General features: G+C 54.9%; 8 protein-coding genes. 5 read left to right on the top strand and 3 right to left on the bottom strand.

The genetic code is table 11. The features are described from left to right. Positions 1-17: 17 nt before the first annotated feature. Both FFS57_RS14170 and FFS57_RS14175 read right to left on the bottom strand, forming a co-directional pair. Positions 18-2,390: an RHS repeat domain-containing protein gene (locus tag FFS57_RS14170; RefSeq protein WP_137938464.1), complete on the bottom strand. Its 2,373-nt coding sequence runs from the start codon at positions 2,388-2,390 to the stop codon at positions 18-20. 95 nt (positions 2,391-2,485) lie between these two features. Further along, entirely contained in the window at positions 2,486-4,738 is a 2,253-nt protein-coding gene (locus FFS57_RS14175) for a DUF6531 domain-containing protein (RefSeq protein WP_137938465.1), read from the bottom strand. Between the two features lie 175 nt (positions 4,739-4,913). On the opposite strand from FFS57_RS14175, the gene recC reads away from it, so the two are divergent. The 5 genes from recC (at position 4,914) to FFS57_RS14200 (ending at position 13,045) form a co-directional block, all read left to right on the top strand. Further along, positions 4,914-8,177 carry an exodeoxyribonuclease V subunit gamma gene (gene recC / locus FFS57_RS14180; RefSeq protein WP_137938466.1) on the top strand — a complete coding sequence of 1,088 codons (3,264 nt, stop codon included), beginning with the start codon at positions 4,914-4,916 and terminating at the stop codon, positions 8,175-8,177. Next, positions 8,170-11,916 (top strand): exodeoxyribonuclease V subunit beta, encoded by a 3,747-nt coding sequence (recB, locus tag FFS57_RS14185; protein WP_137938467.1) that lies wholly within the window; start codon positions 8,170-8,172, stop codon positions 11,914-11,916. The genes recC and recB overlap by 8 nt, the downstream gene beginning before the upstream one ends. A 20-nt stretch (positions 11,917-11,936) precedes the next feature. Further along, entirely contained in the window at positions 11,937-12,314 is a 378-nt protein-coding gene (locus FFS57_RS14190; protein ID WP_171013944.1) for a hypothetical protein, read from the top strand. An 84-nt stretch (positions 12,315-12,398) separates the two neighbouring features. After that, the gene (locus tag FFS57_RS14195; protein WP_137938469.1) at positions 12,399-12,725 is read left to right on the top strand and encodes a Dabb family protein; all 327 of its coding nucleotides are present in this window, start codon (positions 12,399-12,401) and stop codon (positions 12,723-12,725) included. Further along, positions 12,722-13,045, top strand: a complete 324-nt coding sequence (locus FFS57_RS14200) for a low molecular weight protein tyrosine phosphatase family protein (protein WP_137938470.1) — start codon at positions 12,722-12,724, stop codon at positions 13,043-13,045. The genes FFS57_RS14195 and FFS57_RS14200 overlap by 4 nt, the downstream gene beginning before the upstream one ends. A 55-nt stretch (positions 13,046-13,100) precedes the next feature. Here FFS57_RS14200 and FFS57_RS14205 read toward each other — a convergent pair whose 3' ends face one another. Next, the gene (locus FFS57_RS14205; protein WP_137938471.1) at positions 13,101-14,132 is read right to left on the bottom strand and encodes a zinc-dependent alcohol dehydrogenase family protein; all 1,032 of its coding nucleotides are present in this window, start codon (positions 14,130-14,132) and stop codon (positions 13,101-13,103) included. Between the last annotated feature and the right edge of the window lie 10 nt (positions 14,133-14,142).

The raw sequence follows: 14,142 nt of genomic DNA on the forward strand, positions 1-14,142 counted from the left end.
GGGGATCTGCCGGGAAATTACTGACAGACATCACGGTAAAACCTTTCAAGCTCTGCAAGTTTAGGATTTAACACATCGTAAATCCGCTCCTTGTGGCTCAGATAAGATGCCGATTTTGGATTCAAGTCTGTTTTCCGCCAAGCAATTTGGGCTTTAAGAACTTTAATCGCATTAGCAATTTCACCGCAATGGTTTTTCTTACCATTTCCACCCCCAATACAAGCAAAAATATCCGGCTTGACGTTCATTGCCTCTCTTTCCCCTGTATGCCCATATGGAGACTTAGTGGTGGCATTGCCTCCCGGCATTTGACTAGTTGGCTCTGGATTGGGACCAATAGAAGGGTAACACTTTCCGTAGCTCCATCCCCCACTGCATGCACTGGCGGCCCGTGGATCAGCTGTCGATGGCGCCCAGGGATTTACTGTCGGAGACAAACCGCCTGGAGATGCTCCCGGCGGTGTAATTGTACTGGGGTAGTATTGAGCAACTCGCCCCATAAATAACCCTTGTTCATCAACACCAATTAAAGGGTTTCCCTCTACATATCCATACGTATTCAACCCGCCGCCAAGCCCAATCGGATCACTCTGAACATACCTGCCAGTGTCCGGATTATAGGTCCGATACCAGTTATGACTCAGCTTGATGCCATTATCCCAATACTGCCCCGGGAAGCGCAGGTTATACACGAACTGGCTGCCGTTCTTGTCGGCATCCTGATCCGGCAGGGTGTTGCCGAAGGCTTCGCTTTCCCAGCGCCAGGTCAGGCGTTTGTTGAACGCGTCGTAGATGGCGCGTGGCGTGTTGAGGTGGTCGGCGTAGACGTGGTAGATCAGCGGTTTGCTGGGGTCGCTGCTGTTGGGGCGGACCACCGCGATCGGGGTATCGCCCAGCCAGAGGTGATCCTGGCTCGGGCTTTGGGTGGCCGGGTCGGCGTGTTCCGCCAGCAGGTGGCCGGCCTCGTCGTAGACGAACTGGATCGGTTTGCTGTTGGCGGTCTTGAGTGCCAGTTGCCCTTGGGCGTTGTAGAAGAAGCTGCTGACGCTTTGCCCGTTCTTGGTGGCATTGCGGGGGCGGCCGGCGTTGTCGTAGCTGAGGGTGATGGCGCCGTCACCGGTCTGGTTGCCGCTGGCGTCCAGGGTATAAATCTTGGCGTTGCTGCCGGTCTGACTCTTCAGGCGGTTGCTGGCCGGGTCGATGCTGTAGCGGGTGGTGGCGGTGTTGACCTGACTCTGGGTGCGGTTGCCGTTGGCGTCGTATTGGTATTGCTCGGTGACGGTGCCACGGGTGGTTTTGTTCAGGCGGTCCAGTGCGTCGTAGTCGTAGCTTTGGTTGAGTTGGCTCGCTTGGTTGTCGGTCTGCGCGGTCAGCTGGTTGGCGGCGTTCCAGCTGTAGCTCTTGCTGTACAGGCTGCCGTGTTGCAGCAGGTCCAGTTGCCCGTCCTGCGTGTAGTGGCGGTTGTGGGTGTTGCCACCGGCCCAGCTCCAGCTTTTGATACCGCCGAATGGTTGATATTGGATGTTGCTGATCAGGACTTGGTCATTCAGCAGCACGCTGCTGACCCGGCCGTTGCGGTCGTAGTTGTAGCTGACCTTGAGGCCGCTCGGGTAGGTGAGTTGGCTCAGTTGGCCCTGGTCGTTCCAGCTGTAGCCGACGTCGCGCTGGCCGGCGTCGCCGCCGACCCCGCCGATGGCGGTGAAGCTGACGGTTTTGCCGGCCAGCCGGCCCTGCGTGTCGTAGCGGTAGCGGGTGGTGCCGGCCGGGTCGGTGAGGCTGGCCAACCGGCCTTTGCCATTGGTGGCGCTGTCCCAAGTGAAGGTATGGGTCTGGTCGCCGAAGGCCAGGCTGGTGACGCGGCCCAGCGCATCATAGCTGCGGGTTTCGGTCTGGCTGCGGGCGTCGGTCTTGGTTTTGAGCTGGCCGGCAGCGTCATAGGTATAGCTAGTGGTGCCGGTATCCGGGCTGACCAACTTCAGTAGTTCGCCCAGGCCGTTGTAGCTGTAGCGGGTGGTATGGCCGAGTGGGTCTTTGACGCTGACCAGGTTGTCCTGGGCGTCGTAGCTGAATTCGGTGACCAGTACGCCACTGGGCTTGGCCGGGTCGGGGGTTTCCTGCTTGATCAGGCGGTTGAGGGCGTCGTAATAGTACTTGGTGGTGCGGTTCAGCGCATCGGTGACACTGGTGCGGTTGCCGATGGCGTCGTAGGTGTAGCTGGCGACCACTTGCTGCTGGGCGTTCTTGACCTTGGTCAGGCGGCCCAGGATGTCGTATTCGTAGGATTCGTCGAGCATTATGCCGGCGTGGCTGAGGCTGCCGAAGGTGGCCGCCAGCAGCAGCGGCAGCGCACTCAAGCGAGCGCGCAAAGTAGACGGTTGGGATGTCATCATGTCGTGTTTTACAAAAAGTATTGTTATTCAGGGCGGGACGGGGATCGGCCCAGGGGGCCATCCCGTCACGGGTCGGGGGCGGGTTGACGTCGCCGTTACCGGCTGGCGGTGTCCGCAGTGAGCGGCGACGGCGGCTGCCGGCCTTGCTCGGCCTCGCGCATCAGGCCGACCAGGCTGCCTTGCGGGTCGCTGACGGTTTCCTGGAGCTTGTTGCCCATCGCATCCAGCACATAGTGGATACGGTTGCCCAGGCTGTCCTGGATGTCGGTCAGGCGATGCGCGGCATCGTAGCGGTAGCTGACGGTGCGCTGATCGGGGAAGGTGACCTTGGTCAATTGACCGACGCCATCGTAGTCGTACTGGGTCCGTTCCTTACCGACGGTACGAGATGCCAGCCAGCCACGCGGGGTGTAGCTCAAGGTGGTGACCACGCCATTGGGGTCTTTCATTTCCAACAGACGGCCGGCGGCGTCGTATTGGGTGAAGGCGGTGACCTGTTTCAACGGATTGGTCAGCGTCTTGAGGTTACCCTGGCTGTCATAGTCATAACGGGTGACTTGGCCGTTCGGGTCGGTGGCGGTCTGCACCAGCCCGAAGTTACCGTAGCTCCATGCCCAGGCGCGGCTCTTGCCGTCGGCGGTCACGGTTTTTTTCAGCAGATTGCCGTTGGTGTCATAGTCAAACTGCGTCAACCGGCCGGATTCGGTGATCTTCACTGGCAGGCGCCAAATGGGGTTCCACTCGGTTTGGATCACGCGTTGTTCGGGTTTCCCTACGGCTTCGGTGCGGCTGGTTTCGAGGTTGCGGGCCACATCAAAACGATATTGGGTCTGATTCCCAGCCCAATCTTTTCTAGATGCTAATGACCCATCCGCATTAAAGCTCTGCTCACCATAGTTACCACACCAAGATGCAGCCTGACTTCTTGAGATGTTTCTAAACCGGCCCGCGACGGGCTTAAACGTAAAATCGACCCGTACATTTAACGGATCATATATAAACGTTCTGGGCTCACTGCCCAATCCGTAGTCGAATGTATATTTACTAATACCATTAGCTAGTTCAGATAATTTAACTTTACCGTATCTATATGCCAAATCCGAGTAATATTCATACTTTGAATACGTGCTGCCATTTTCGTCAATAACGGCGGTTAAAGCATTTACAAATACGCTGTCTTTATACTCATACTTTCTTGTCTTGCCATCTTGAAATTTGACCGCATTCAGATTTCCATTATTATTGTATTCATATTGAATACTCTGCTTTTGAGTGTCTAAAATACTTCTAAGAAGTCCAGACTCGTAGTAGGAAAACGCTATACTTCGGCCAAAGCTATCCACCACTTTCACCAATAATCCAGGCTGTGGGGCTATATTTACAGGGGTATTCGCATCACTGTAAATGAGATTGTAAACCACTTTTCCGTTATCGATATTTATCAACTTGCCTGTTGCAGAGTAAGTCTCGACTTGCCTACCTGGCGAAGTATACTGCCATTGGCCACTTGCCAATTTTGTCAGTCTTGCCCTTGGTAAATTGCCCGAAGCTCTTTCCCACCCATCTTTATTGAAATAAAGAACATCACCATCTTCTCTTACCATTACAGCAAGAATAGAAGGTAGCGAGCTAAAATAAATATTACGATCAAAAGTAGAGCGCCAGAAATTGCCAAACTGACCGTAGCTAGAGGCTTCTGAATCAATTGACCTGTAATATCCAGCACTACTGTAATGGCGAGCAAAACCAATTGCTCCCATTAAATCATCTTGCCGCAAGACTTTGACGCCGGTTCCCGGAATAACAGGGTGTGCAACACAAGTTTTCTCAGTAACTGGCATGGCACATATGTCTTTTTTACGAATACTGGAATATTCATGTGAATATCCAGCAGGGCATGAAATATTCCTTTCTCTATAAATCGTCAATCCATCACAAGCTTCATGTGGTTTTGGTACATCCGTCTTCCATGAATAGCAAATTTTATATGGAATTGTATTTATCTGCTCTATGCCCCATTGCAATTCCGGGTAATCTTTCGAGGACCTACAAGCGCCTTTAGTAGGCGACTGGGTACTACCCCAATCTCGCCTTGGCTCAATCGATTGGAACTCGACAGTACTATCATCTTTTTTATAGTTCCAAATAGCACCTTTTACAGCAGCATCTCGCTCTGAAACACCATCGGTACGTTCTGCGCATCGCTCGCTATAATATTTCCACGGCGTCACCAGTGGCTCTGAGCAAATCTTCGTACCATCGGGACTATCTTCAATACAATCTTCAGGGCTTGCATTTGCAAATGGTGCTATAAATAAAGGCAAAACAATTAATTGGATATGTCTCATGAATATATAATATTTTGAAAGGTTGCAATAATAAATAAAGCATTATACTTATATGTCATAACAATGTAAAATTCCATTTTTGATGAAAAACCCTGACGAAAACATTCACAGATTGCCCTATCTTGTATTTCGTTCTTGCTAGGACGAAAATGCAGGTATTTACGTCCGATTCTGCATGCTCTACCTCTACCAATCCAACCGCCTAGAAACTCTGCTGGAGCTGCTTTCCGCGGTAGTCACGTCCAGTCCGTTAGCGTCGCCGTTTGTGCCGGAGGTGGTGGTGGTCCAGTCAAAAGGGATGGGGCGGTGGATTGGATTTGAGCTGGCGAAGCGGCATGGGGTGTGTGCAAATATGCAGTTCCCTTTGCCGGCATCATTCATGTGGCAGTTGCTGACTAATGCATTGGGGGATTTGCCGCGGCGGTCGGCGTTTTCTCCGGAGGTGCTGACATGGCGGGTATTGGCATGGTTGAGTGAGCAGGCGAACCTGGCTGTGGCGCCACGCTTGGCGTCGTTCATTGCTCGTGGAGATGCGTTGCGGCGTTACCAGTTGGCACATCGGATTGCGGACATTTTTGACCAATATCTGGTTTACCGGGCTGATTGGATTGCAGCCTGGGAACAGGGGAGAACACTGGGGCTGGGGGATGATGAAGGCTGGCAGTCGCAGTTATGGCGCGACATGGTGCAAGGGCATGAGGTCAGCCACCGCGCACGATTGATGGAACGCTTGCTGGCAGCCCTGACCACGCAAGAGGTCAAGCAACGCTTGCCACAGCGATTGACGCTATTTGGCATGACCAGCCTGCCACCGGTGTATTTACAGGTTTTTGAGCAGCTGGCAGAACAGATCGACGTTTGCTTTTTTGCCTTGAACCCTTGTGCCGAAAGCTGGGGTGACATTGGCGGCAGCGCCAGCGGGGAAGAAAGCCCCAGCGATTTATACCTGGATGTAGGCAATCCGTTATTGGCATCTCTGGGCCGCCAGGGACGGGATTTCTTCGATCAGCTGGCCTCCATGCCTACGCTGAACGATCTGTTCCAACCCAATACCGATGCCACCGATACGTTGTTGGGCCATTTGCAGCAGGATGTGCTGACGCTCAACCTGCGGGATGAAAGCAACAAGCTGCCGATTGCTGCTACAGACCGGTCTTTGCAGATTCACGTTTGCCACAGTGCCATGCGAGAAGTAGAGGTGTTGCACGACCAGTTGTTGTCGCTGCTGCGCGACGACCCAAGCTTGCAACCGGCAGACATTGCCGTGTTGACGCCAGATATTGAGCAATACACGCCTTATATCGATGCAACCTTTGCTGCACGGGATGGTGTGCCGTATCTGCCCTATGCCATTGCCGACCGTGGTGCCCGCAGCGAGTCCCCCTTGCTGGAGCTATGGCTGAACCTGCTGAACCTACCGCAGTCCCGTTTTTCATTGGATGAAGTACTGGCTTGGTTGGAAGTACCAGCAATCCAAGCACGTTTTGGGATTGCCGAAGATGAACTGCCGCTGTTGCAGGATTGGTTGCAAGCCACCCGGGTCCGCTGGGGCAGGGATGGCGAACACAAAGATGCGTTGGATTTGCCCGCTCAGGAGCACAATACTTGGCGTGCCGGGCTGGATCGGCTATTGCTGGGTGCCGCACTGCCGATGGCAGCAGCGGATGGCTCGCCACCGTTGTGGCTAAAGACTTTGCCTTATGACGATCTGGAAGGCAGCCGGGCGGATTTGGCGGCACGCTTGGCGCATCTGGTCGAAACCATGTTTGCGTGGGCGGCACGCTTACAACAACCCACCACATTGCCGGAATGGGCAGATCGGTTGGGTCAATTATTGGATGCACTGTTTATACCCAGCCAGGATGATGAGCCAGTCATCCTGAGTATTCGAGCAGCATTGCAGTTACTGCGTGAGCTTGCCGATGACGCGGGATTTGCCGATGTCGTGCCCATGCGGGTGATACAGAATTGGCTGATCACTCAGTTTGACGGGACATCAGGTTCGTCTGGCTTTTTGACGGGTTCCGTCACCTTTTGCACCATGGTGCCCATGCGCAGCCTGCCATTTAGGGTGATTGCCTTATTGGGCCTGAATGACGGCGCCTTTCCACGAAGCCAGCCAGCGTTAGGGTTCGACATGATTGCCCGCCACCCGCGCCGGGGAGATCGTTCACGGCGAGCAGACGACCGCTGGCTGTTTCTGGAGACCCTGGTCTCTGCCAGACAAGTCCTGTACCTGAGCTATGTTGGCCGGGATCAGCGCGACAACAGCGAATTACCACCCTCCGTGCTACTGGCCGATCTGTTGGATACCGTTGGGACTGGCTTCCACCTAACAGATGAATCGCTACTGCCTGCGGAAGACCAGGCTGCGCATATTCGGCACCATGTGGTCATCGAGCACCCGTTGCAGCCATTCAATGCTGATTACTTCCAGCCTGGTGCCCGACAGCGTTCTTTCAATCAGCGCTGGTGTGAGGCGGCCCAGCATGCGGGGCAGGGTGAACAACACACCCAGCCACTGTTCCAAACGCCATTGACACCTGCTGGGGATGAATGGCGGCAGATCGACTTGAATGATCTGAATGCGTTTTACGCCAACCCTGCCCGTTACCTGCTACGGCAACGCCTGAAGCTAAGCCTGACGGAGCCGGATGACCGAATTGAAACCAGCGAACCCTTTGCCTTGGATTGGCGCAGCAAGCAGGAAATCCGCAAACTGGAACTGGGCTGGCAACAACGCAACCATGTAGAGGCCGGCCGGCAACTGGCACTGGCCAGTGGTTTGCTACCTGCAGGCGAATACGGCCTGCACCTTCAGCAACAAGAAGCCATCGTAGTACACGGGTTGGTGCAAAAACTGGCTCCTTGGCAGGATCTCCCCCATCTCCCCCCACAATTGCTAAGACTGGAACACAACGGCATGGTGCTGACCGGCTGGCTGCATGGCTTGACTGCGGCTGGCATCGTGCAACACACAACCGATCTGATCAAACCACGCGATCGCTTCTTGCTGTGGCTGAACCATTTGGCACTGTGTACCTGTGCCCCGACAGGTATCAGGCTGGAAAGCCGTCTGATCGGGCTGGATGGCGAACTGGTGTTGCCTCCCACCGACCATGCGGCTGAACTGCTGAGTGTATTGCTGGATCACTATTGGCAAGGGCTGCACGCACCGTTGCCATTCTTCATCAAATCCAGCTATGCCTATGCAGAAGCAATTCACCGCAACCAGCCGGAGGAAAGAGCGCTGGCGAATGCCCGCAAGGAATGGGATGCCCCGGAGATGCGCTTCAACCTGCATTTCGGTGAATCGGAAAATATCTGGTACCAAGCCGCATGGCGCGCTGCTGATCCGCTGGATGACACATTCGGCAAGCTGGCCGTCACCTTGTATACCCCCTTGCTGGATGCCATGAGCGGAGCGCGCGATGCCTGATTGCAGCCTGCCATTGGACGTATTCACCGTACCGCTGGACCGCGTTTCGCTGATCGAAGCCAGTGCCGGCACAGGCAAGACCTGGACCATTACTGGCCTGTATACCCGGTTGATTCTGGAACAGGGCCTGACGATCGATCAGATCTTGGTAGTGACCTATACCAAGGCAGCCACTGCTGAGCTACGAGAACGGATTCGTGCACGCTTGGTTGCAGTACTCAGGGCGTTCGAACACGGCGACAGCGATGACAGCTTTTGCCGCACCCTGGTCAACCATTACAACGGTGAGCTGAATACCGCCATACGCCGCCTGACCCGCGCCATCAGCGGATTTGACGATGCCGCCATCCACACCATCCATGGCTTTTGCCAACGTGTATTGCGTGATGCCGCTTTTGAAAGCGGAACGGATTTTGACGCTGAGCTGTTAACTGATGAGCATGGGCTATTGATCGAGGTGGTTGAGGATTTCTGGCGCCGTGAAGTAGGGCAAGCTACCGGTGCCTGGGCAGCATGGTTGGCCGATCAGAAACAGACACCGACCAACTGGCTGCATGACATCGCCCCCCATATTGGTAAGCAGGATTTCCTGCAGCTGATCGACATTGAAGATCCGGCCGACAACATAACCCTGCAACAACAACTGAAAACCGCGCTGAATGAGGCACACGAAGCCTGGTTTGAACAGCGGGATGAAGCTGTCGCGTTGTTGCTGGCGTTTGAAGAGCAGGATGGCTTCAACAGCAGCCACAAAGGCGAGCAGTTACAGAAGCTGATCGCCGCCCTGGATGCCTGGGTGGCCGAACCACCCATGACCGTGCCCATGGCGGCACTGGCACTGAGCGATAGCGGCCTGTATCAGGGGTTCAACAAACGTAAGAAGAAGCTAAGCCCACCCAGCCACGCGGTATTCAGCCTGTTCGAAACATTACATGAAGCGAACAACGCCATCCTCAGTGCCTTCGAAGTCCGCTTGGCCAAACTCAAGAACCAATTGCTTGCCCATTGCAATGCCGCATTGACCCAAAACAAACAGCAACGTCGTCAACTGTCATACCACGACCTGCTGAACCGCTTGGCAGAAGCATTGCGTGGCGAGAATGGTGGTTATCTTGCCGACCGCATCCGCGACACTTATCGTGCTGCATTGATCGACGAATTTCAGGATACCGACCCGGTACAGTACGAAATCTTCCGTCATTTGTATGTGGGCCAGACTTTGCCGGTGTTCTTTGTGGGCGACCCCAAGCAGGCGATCTACAGTTTTCGCGGTGCGGACATCTACACCTATCTGGAAGCCCGTAAGGCCACCGATGCCCAGTACACCTTAAGCACCAACCAGCGGTCGTTACCGGGGTTGGTCAGGGCGGTGAATGCCTTGTTCTCGCCCAAACAAAACCCGCTGCCATTTCTGGATGAAGGTATTGGTTTTCAGGGTGTACAGGCCGCAGAGAAATCCCGTGCTGAATTGATTGTGGACAATGATAGTGGTACTGCATTCCGCTTTCTGATGCTGTCGCAAGCCTTTTCCAGCAAGCAGGAACCCACCAAATGGGGCAAGGGTGAGGCTAACCAGCAGGCCGCAGACAGCACTGCCAGCGAGATTGTCCGATTGTTGAACCTAGCGGCCAATGGTCAGGCACGCCTGCAAGGAGAAGAACAAGGCCACTGGATCGATCGACCATTAGGGGGCGGCGATATTGCCGTGCTGGTGCCATCGCACCGACAAGCCGCGCTGATTCACGATGCACTGGGCGCACGAGGGGTGGCCAGTGTGCGGCAGGGGCAGGACAGTGTGTTTGCCGCAGCCGAGGCACGGCAATGGTTATGTGTGTTGCAGGCCATTCTCCAACCCGCACGTGAGGCCTCGTTGCGGGCTGCACTGGCCACAGAGCTGATGGGGTTGGATGCAGCCAGTATTGCACAATTACAAGAGCAGGAACGTGAATGGGAACAATGGCTGGCCGCCTTTGGCGAATGGCATCGCTTGTGGCGCGAACACGGATTCATGCACATGTTCCGCCACTGGCTGGATTATGTCGGCCCAGATAACCGTAATACTGCACAACGGGTTTTGGCGTACTTTGATGGTGAACGACGGTTGACCAATCTATTACATCTGGCCGAACTGACCCAGGTGGAAAGCCGTAGCCGTGCCGGGATGGACAGCGTGCTGGCTTGGTATGAACAGCAGTGTGCCGAACCAGACAAAAGCGAAGAGAAACTGATGCGGCTGGAAAGCGATGCGGACCGTGTCCGCATTGTCACCATCCACACCAGCAAGGGGCTGGAATACCCGGTGGTGTTTTGTCCGTTTCTTTGGGATGGCAAGCTGATGCACCCCAACGAAAATGCCGTCGCCTTTCATGATGAACAGGGGAGGGCACGCCTGAACTTTGGCCTGGGTGATATGGAAAGCCACCGCCGCATGGCCAGCCGTGAACGGCTCGCCGAAAAGCTGCGGCTGCTCTATGTGGCACTGACCCGCGCCAAGCATCGTTGCTATGTGGTGTGGGGGCAAATCGACACCCCATCGACCAGCAGCAAGGACGACAAACCCAGCGAAGGGTTACATACCTCCGCCCTGGCGTGGCTGTTACACCCACCGGCCGATATTGGTAAAGTCAACGGCCCGACGTTGCTGGCGCGCATTCGCGAACGGCTGACAGGTGTATCGCGCGACCAGATATTGGAAGATGTTCGCCGCTTTGCCGACAAAACCGATGGCGCAACCGACATCTTACCGGCAGAAATCAGCGATACCCGCTATCTGCCCCCCCCTGTGGTTCCAACCCAATTGCAAGCAGCTACCTTGAACCGCACCATGGCACCACGCTGGCGGGTATCCAGCTTTTCGGCCTTGGCCAGCCACGGGCCAGTGGCCGCACATGAATCGCCCGACCATGACGCAGTGAAGTCAACCAACGAACCACTGACCCGACCTGCCAGTGACCATCCAATGGCCGACTTTCCACGGGGTGCTGTACCGGGCACCTGCTTGCATGCCATTTTCGAACACTGGGAATTTACCCGTGACGATCCCACCGCCTTGCATGCTCAGGTGTGTATCGAACTGACAGCACATGGTTTCGATACTGCCTGGGCGGATGTGGTGAGGGATATGGTCCGTACTGTGCTGAATGCCAGCCTACCACCAGCCGACAGCCCCATGGATGGAACCGCCCCGCAACTGGCATTGGTGTTGGATACACCTGGTAGCATCCGCCTGAATACCGTCACCGCGGCACGGCGCATGGCGGAAATGGAATTCACCTACCACCTGCGCCGTTTTGATATGGCTGGGCTACGCAGCGTGCTGCGGGATAAAGCCTTCAAACTGCCCAAAGCATTTACTGATGCCGTCGGCAAACTCAGCTTCCAGCAAGTTGAAGGCTATATGAAGGGCTTTATGGATCTGGTGTTTGAGCACGAAGGCCGGTATTACATCCTGGACTGGAAATCCAACTGGTTGGGCCCACGACTGGCCGATTACACCGCCAATAACCTGATTCAAGGCATGGCCCAGCATCATTATTACCTGCAGTACCTGATCTACACTGTCGCCTTGCACCGCTTTCTGACTCAGCGGCTTACCCAGTACAGCTATGAACACCATTTTGGCGGGGTGTATTACCTGTTTCTACGCGGTGTCACACCCGATGGTCGATTGGGCGTGTTTCACGACAGACCGAGCGAAGCGCTGATCCTGGCGCTGGATACATGGATGCGAGGGGAATAGAACCATTGCACAACATATCGATGAAACCGATGATGGTCAGTAAACGCATCATCGCCTCCTTGAATCAGGGTGTAGCGGTAGTAGCCGACATTACCCCGGAAGGCGAGGCCAATCGTCGCTTTGTCCATATCCGCACCCGCCCCAAACCTGGCATACCACGAGAAGAACGCCGCTATTTGAATTCTCGATATTCGATGTGGGAATACTGGGATTACAAATTCCAACGCATTACACTTCGCCCTGGCTGGGAGGCCTACCAATGGGATTATGATCTCTACCTGCTTGAAAAGACGGTTGCTATCACGGTCACCGAAAATGATTTTTATGCACAACGGACAGCCTGGGTACCCGATTTTACTTTGCTGAAACATAACGCCGATTCAAATTGCCCGATTTGAACAAGTGATTTGCGACCCAGGAACTGTCTCGCCTAGAATTTCTGTTTAGCTTGCAAGTTATCCCCTTTCCTACTTGAGGCACACATGTCCAATACCCATCAGCCCGTACGCCATATCGTCATCTTCAAATACCGGCACGATGCAACTGCTGCAGACATCCAACAGGTCACTGATGGCTTTCGAACATTGAAAGAACGCATTCCTGGCATCACCGCCTTTGAGCATGGCAGTAACCACAGTCAGGAAGGACATGATCAGGGCTTCCACCATGTCTACACCGTGACCTTTACCGATGCAGCGGCTCGTGATGCCTATCTGCCACACCCGGCACACCAGGCATTTGTCAGCTGGTTATCTGGCAGTGGCATCTTGAAAGGGGTATTCGTGGTGGACTATCAGGCGCAGACGTGAAGCGAGCACTGTTCATTTGCAGCCGGAATCGCTTGCGCAGCCCAACGGCCGAGCAAGTGTTTGCAAGCTGGCCCAATGTGGAGACCGATTCGGCCGGACTGGGGCCTGATGCAGAGGTACAGCTGTCTACCGAACAATTGGCTTGGGCCACCCATGTGTTCGTGATGGAAAAAGCGCACCGCAATAAACTGGCGGCACGCTTCAAAGCCCATTTGAACGGCAAGCGGGTGATCTGCCTGGATATCCCTGACGACTACGAATACATGCAGCCAGAGCTGATCACCCTGCTGGAAGCCAGAGCAGGGCGCTTTCTCAAGTAGGCGATATTGGTCAGCCTTCCAAACTGCTCAATATTGCCCTCATCCGCCAAGGGAGTCAGTCATCCGTCAAACGGATGACCACTTTACCCATATGGCCGGCCTGGGCCAGGTAATCATAGGCAGCAGGCGCTTCGTCAAACTCGAACATGCGATCCAGCACGGGATGAATGCGGTGTTGTGTCAAAAAGCCATTCAACGCTGCATAGTGCGCCACAGAGCCCACGCAGATACCATTAATTGCAGCATTTTTAAACTGTATTGATAGCAAATCAGGTTTGGGACCAAAACCGGTAAGCACACCAATCTGGGCAATCCGCCCGCCCGCTGCTACGGCACCAATGCTGCGTTGATAGGTATCCGGCCCGCCTAGCTCCAGCACGTGATCCGCGCCAATACCATCTGTCAGTTCCAATACAGCGGCATCCCAATCCGGACGCTGACGATAGTTGATGGTTTGCCAGGCCCCCAGCTTACGGGCCTGTTCCAGCTTGGCGTCAGATGATGAAATGATTATCACCCTGGCCTTTTGTGCCACGGCCAATTGCAGCGCGAATTGCGCGACTCCACCGGTACCTTGTATCAACACCGTTTCGCCGGCTTGCAGCCCACCACGGGTGAACAATGCATGCCATGCAGTGACTGCGGCGCAAGGCAGGGTTGCAGCCTCTACCAGGGAGAGGTGGTCGGGTACCGCAACAATCGCCCATTCATTGGCTACCACTTCTTCACTCAGTACGCCATCCACCTGCCCGCCACCCAGCGCTGTCACCAAATGTGCGGTGCGATACGGCCCGCTTTGCCAGCCGTTGAAAAAGGCAGGGGAGACACGGTCACCGACACGCCAGTCGGTCACTGCGGAGCCAATTTCCACAATCGTGCCCGCACCATCGGACAAGGGGATCAAATTTGGTGCCAGTTCGCCCTGCAAACCTTGTCTGACCAGTAGATCCCGATAATTCAAACTGACTGCCGCCATGCGAATCCGAACCTCATGCGGGCCTAGCGCCGGGAGGATGCGTTTTGCAAGTTGCAATTGGTTGCCTTGCCCATTGGCAACCAGCTGATAGGCATTGAACGGTGTCTGCATTTTGTTTCCT

Source organism: Chitinivorax sp. B, from assembly GCF_005503445.1.
In the GTDB taxonomy this organism is placed as follows: domain Bacteria; phylum Pseudomonadota; class Gammaproteobacteria; order Burkholderiales; family SCOH01; genus Chitinivorax.

Excerpts from the sequence above, each read along its gene's own strand:
- FFS57_RS14205 (WP_137938471.1), bottom strand. The coding sequence starts at position 14,132 with ATGCAGACACCGTTCAATGCCTATCAGCTGGTTGCCAATGGGCAAGGC.
- FFS57_RS14175 (WP_137938465.1), bottom strand. The coding sequence starts at position 4,738 with ATGAGACATATCCAATTAATTGTTTTGCCTTTATTTATAGCACCATTT.
- recC (WP_137938466.1), top strand. The coding sequence starts at position 4,914 with ATGCTCTACCTCTACCAATCCAACCGCCTAGAAACTCTGCTGGAGCTG.
- recB (WP_137938467.1), top strand. The coding sequence starts at position 8,170 with ATGCCTGATTGCAGCCTGCCATTGGACGTATTCACCGTACCGCTGGAC.
- FFS57_RS14190 (WP_171013944.1), top strand. The coding sequence starts at position 11,937 with ATGAAACCGATGATGGTCAGTAAACGCATCATCGCCTCCTTGAATCAG.
- FFS57_RS14170 (WP_137938464.1), bottom strand. The coding sequence starts at position 2,390 with ATGATGACATCCCAACCGTCTACTTTGCGCGCTCGCTTGAGTGCGCTG.
- FFS57_RS14195 (WP_137938469.1), top strand. The coding sequence starts at position 12,399 with ATGTCCAATACCCATCAGCCCGTACGCCATATCGTCATCTTCAAATAC.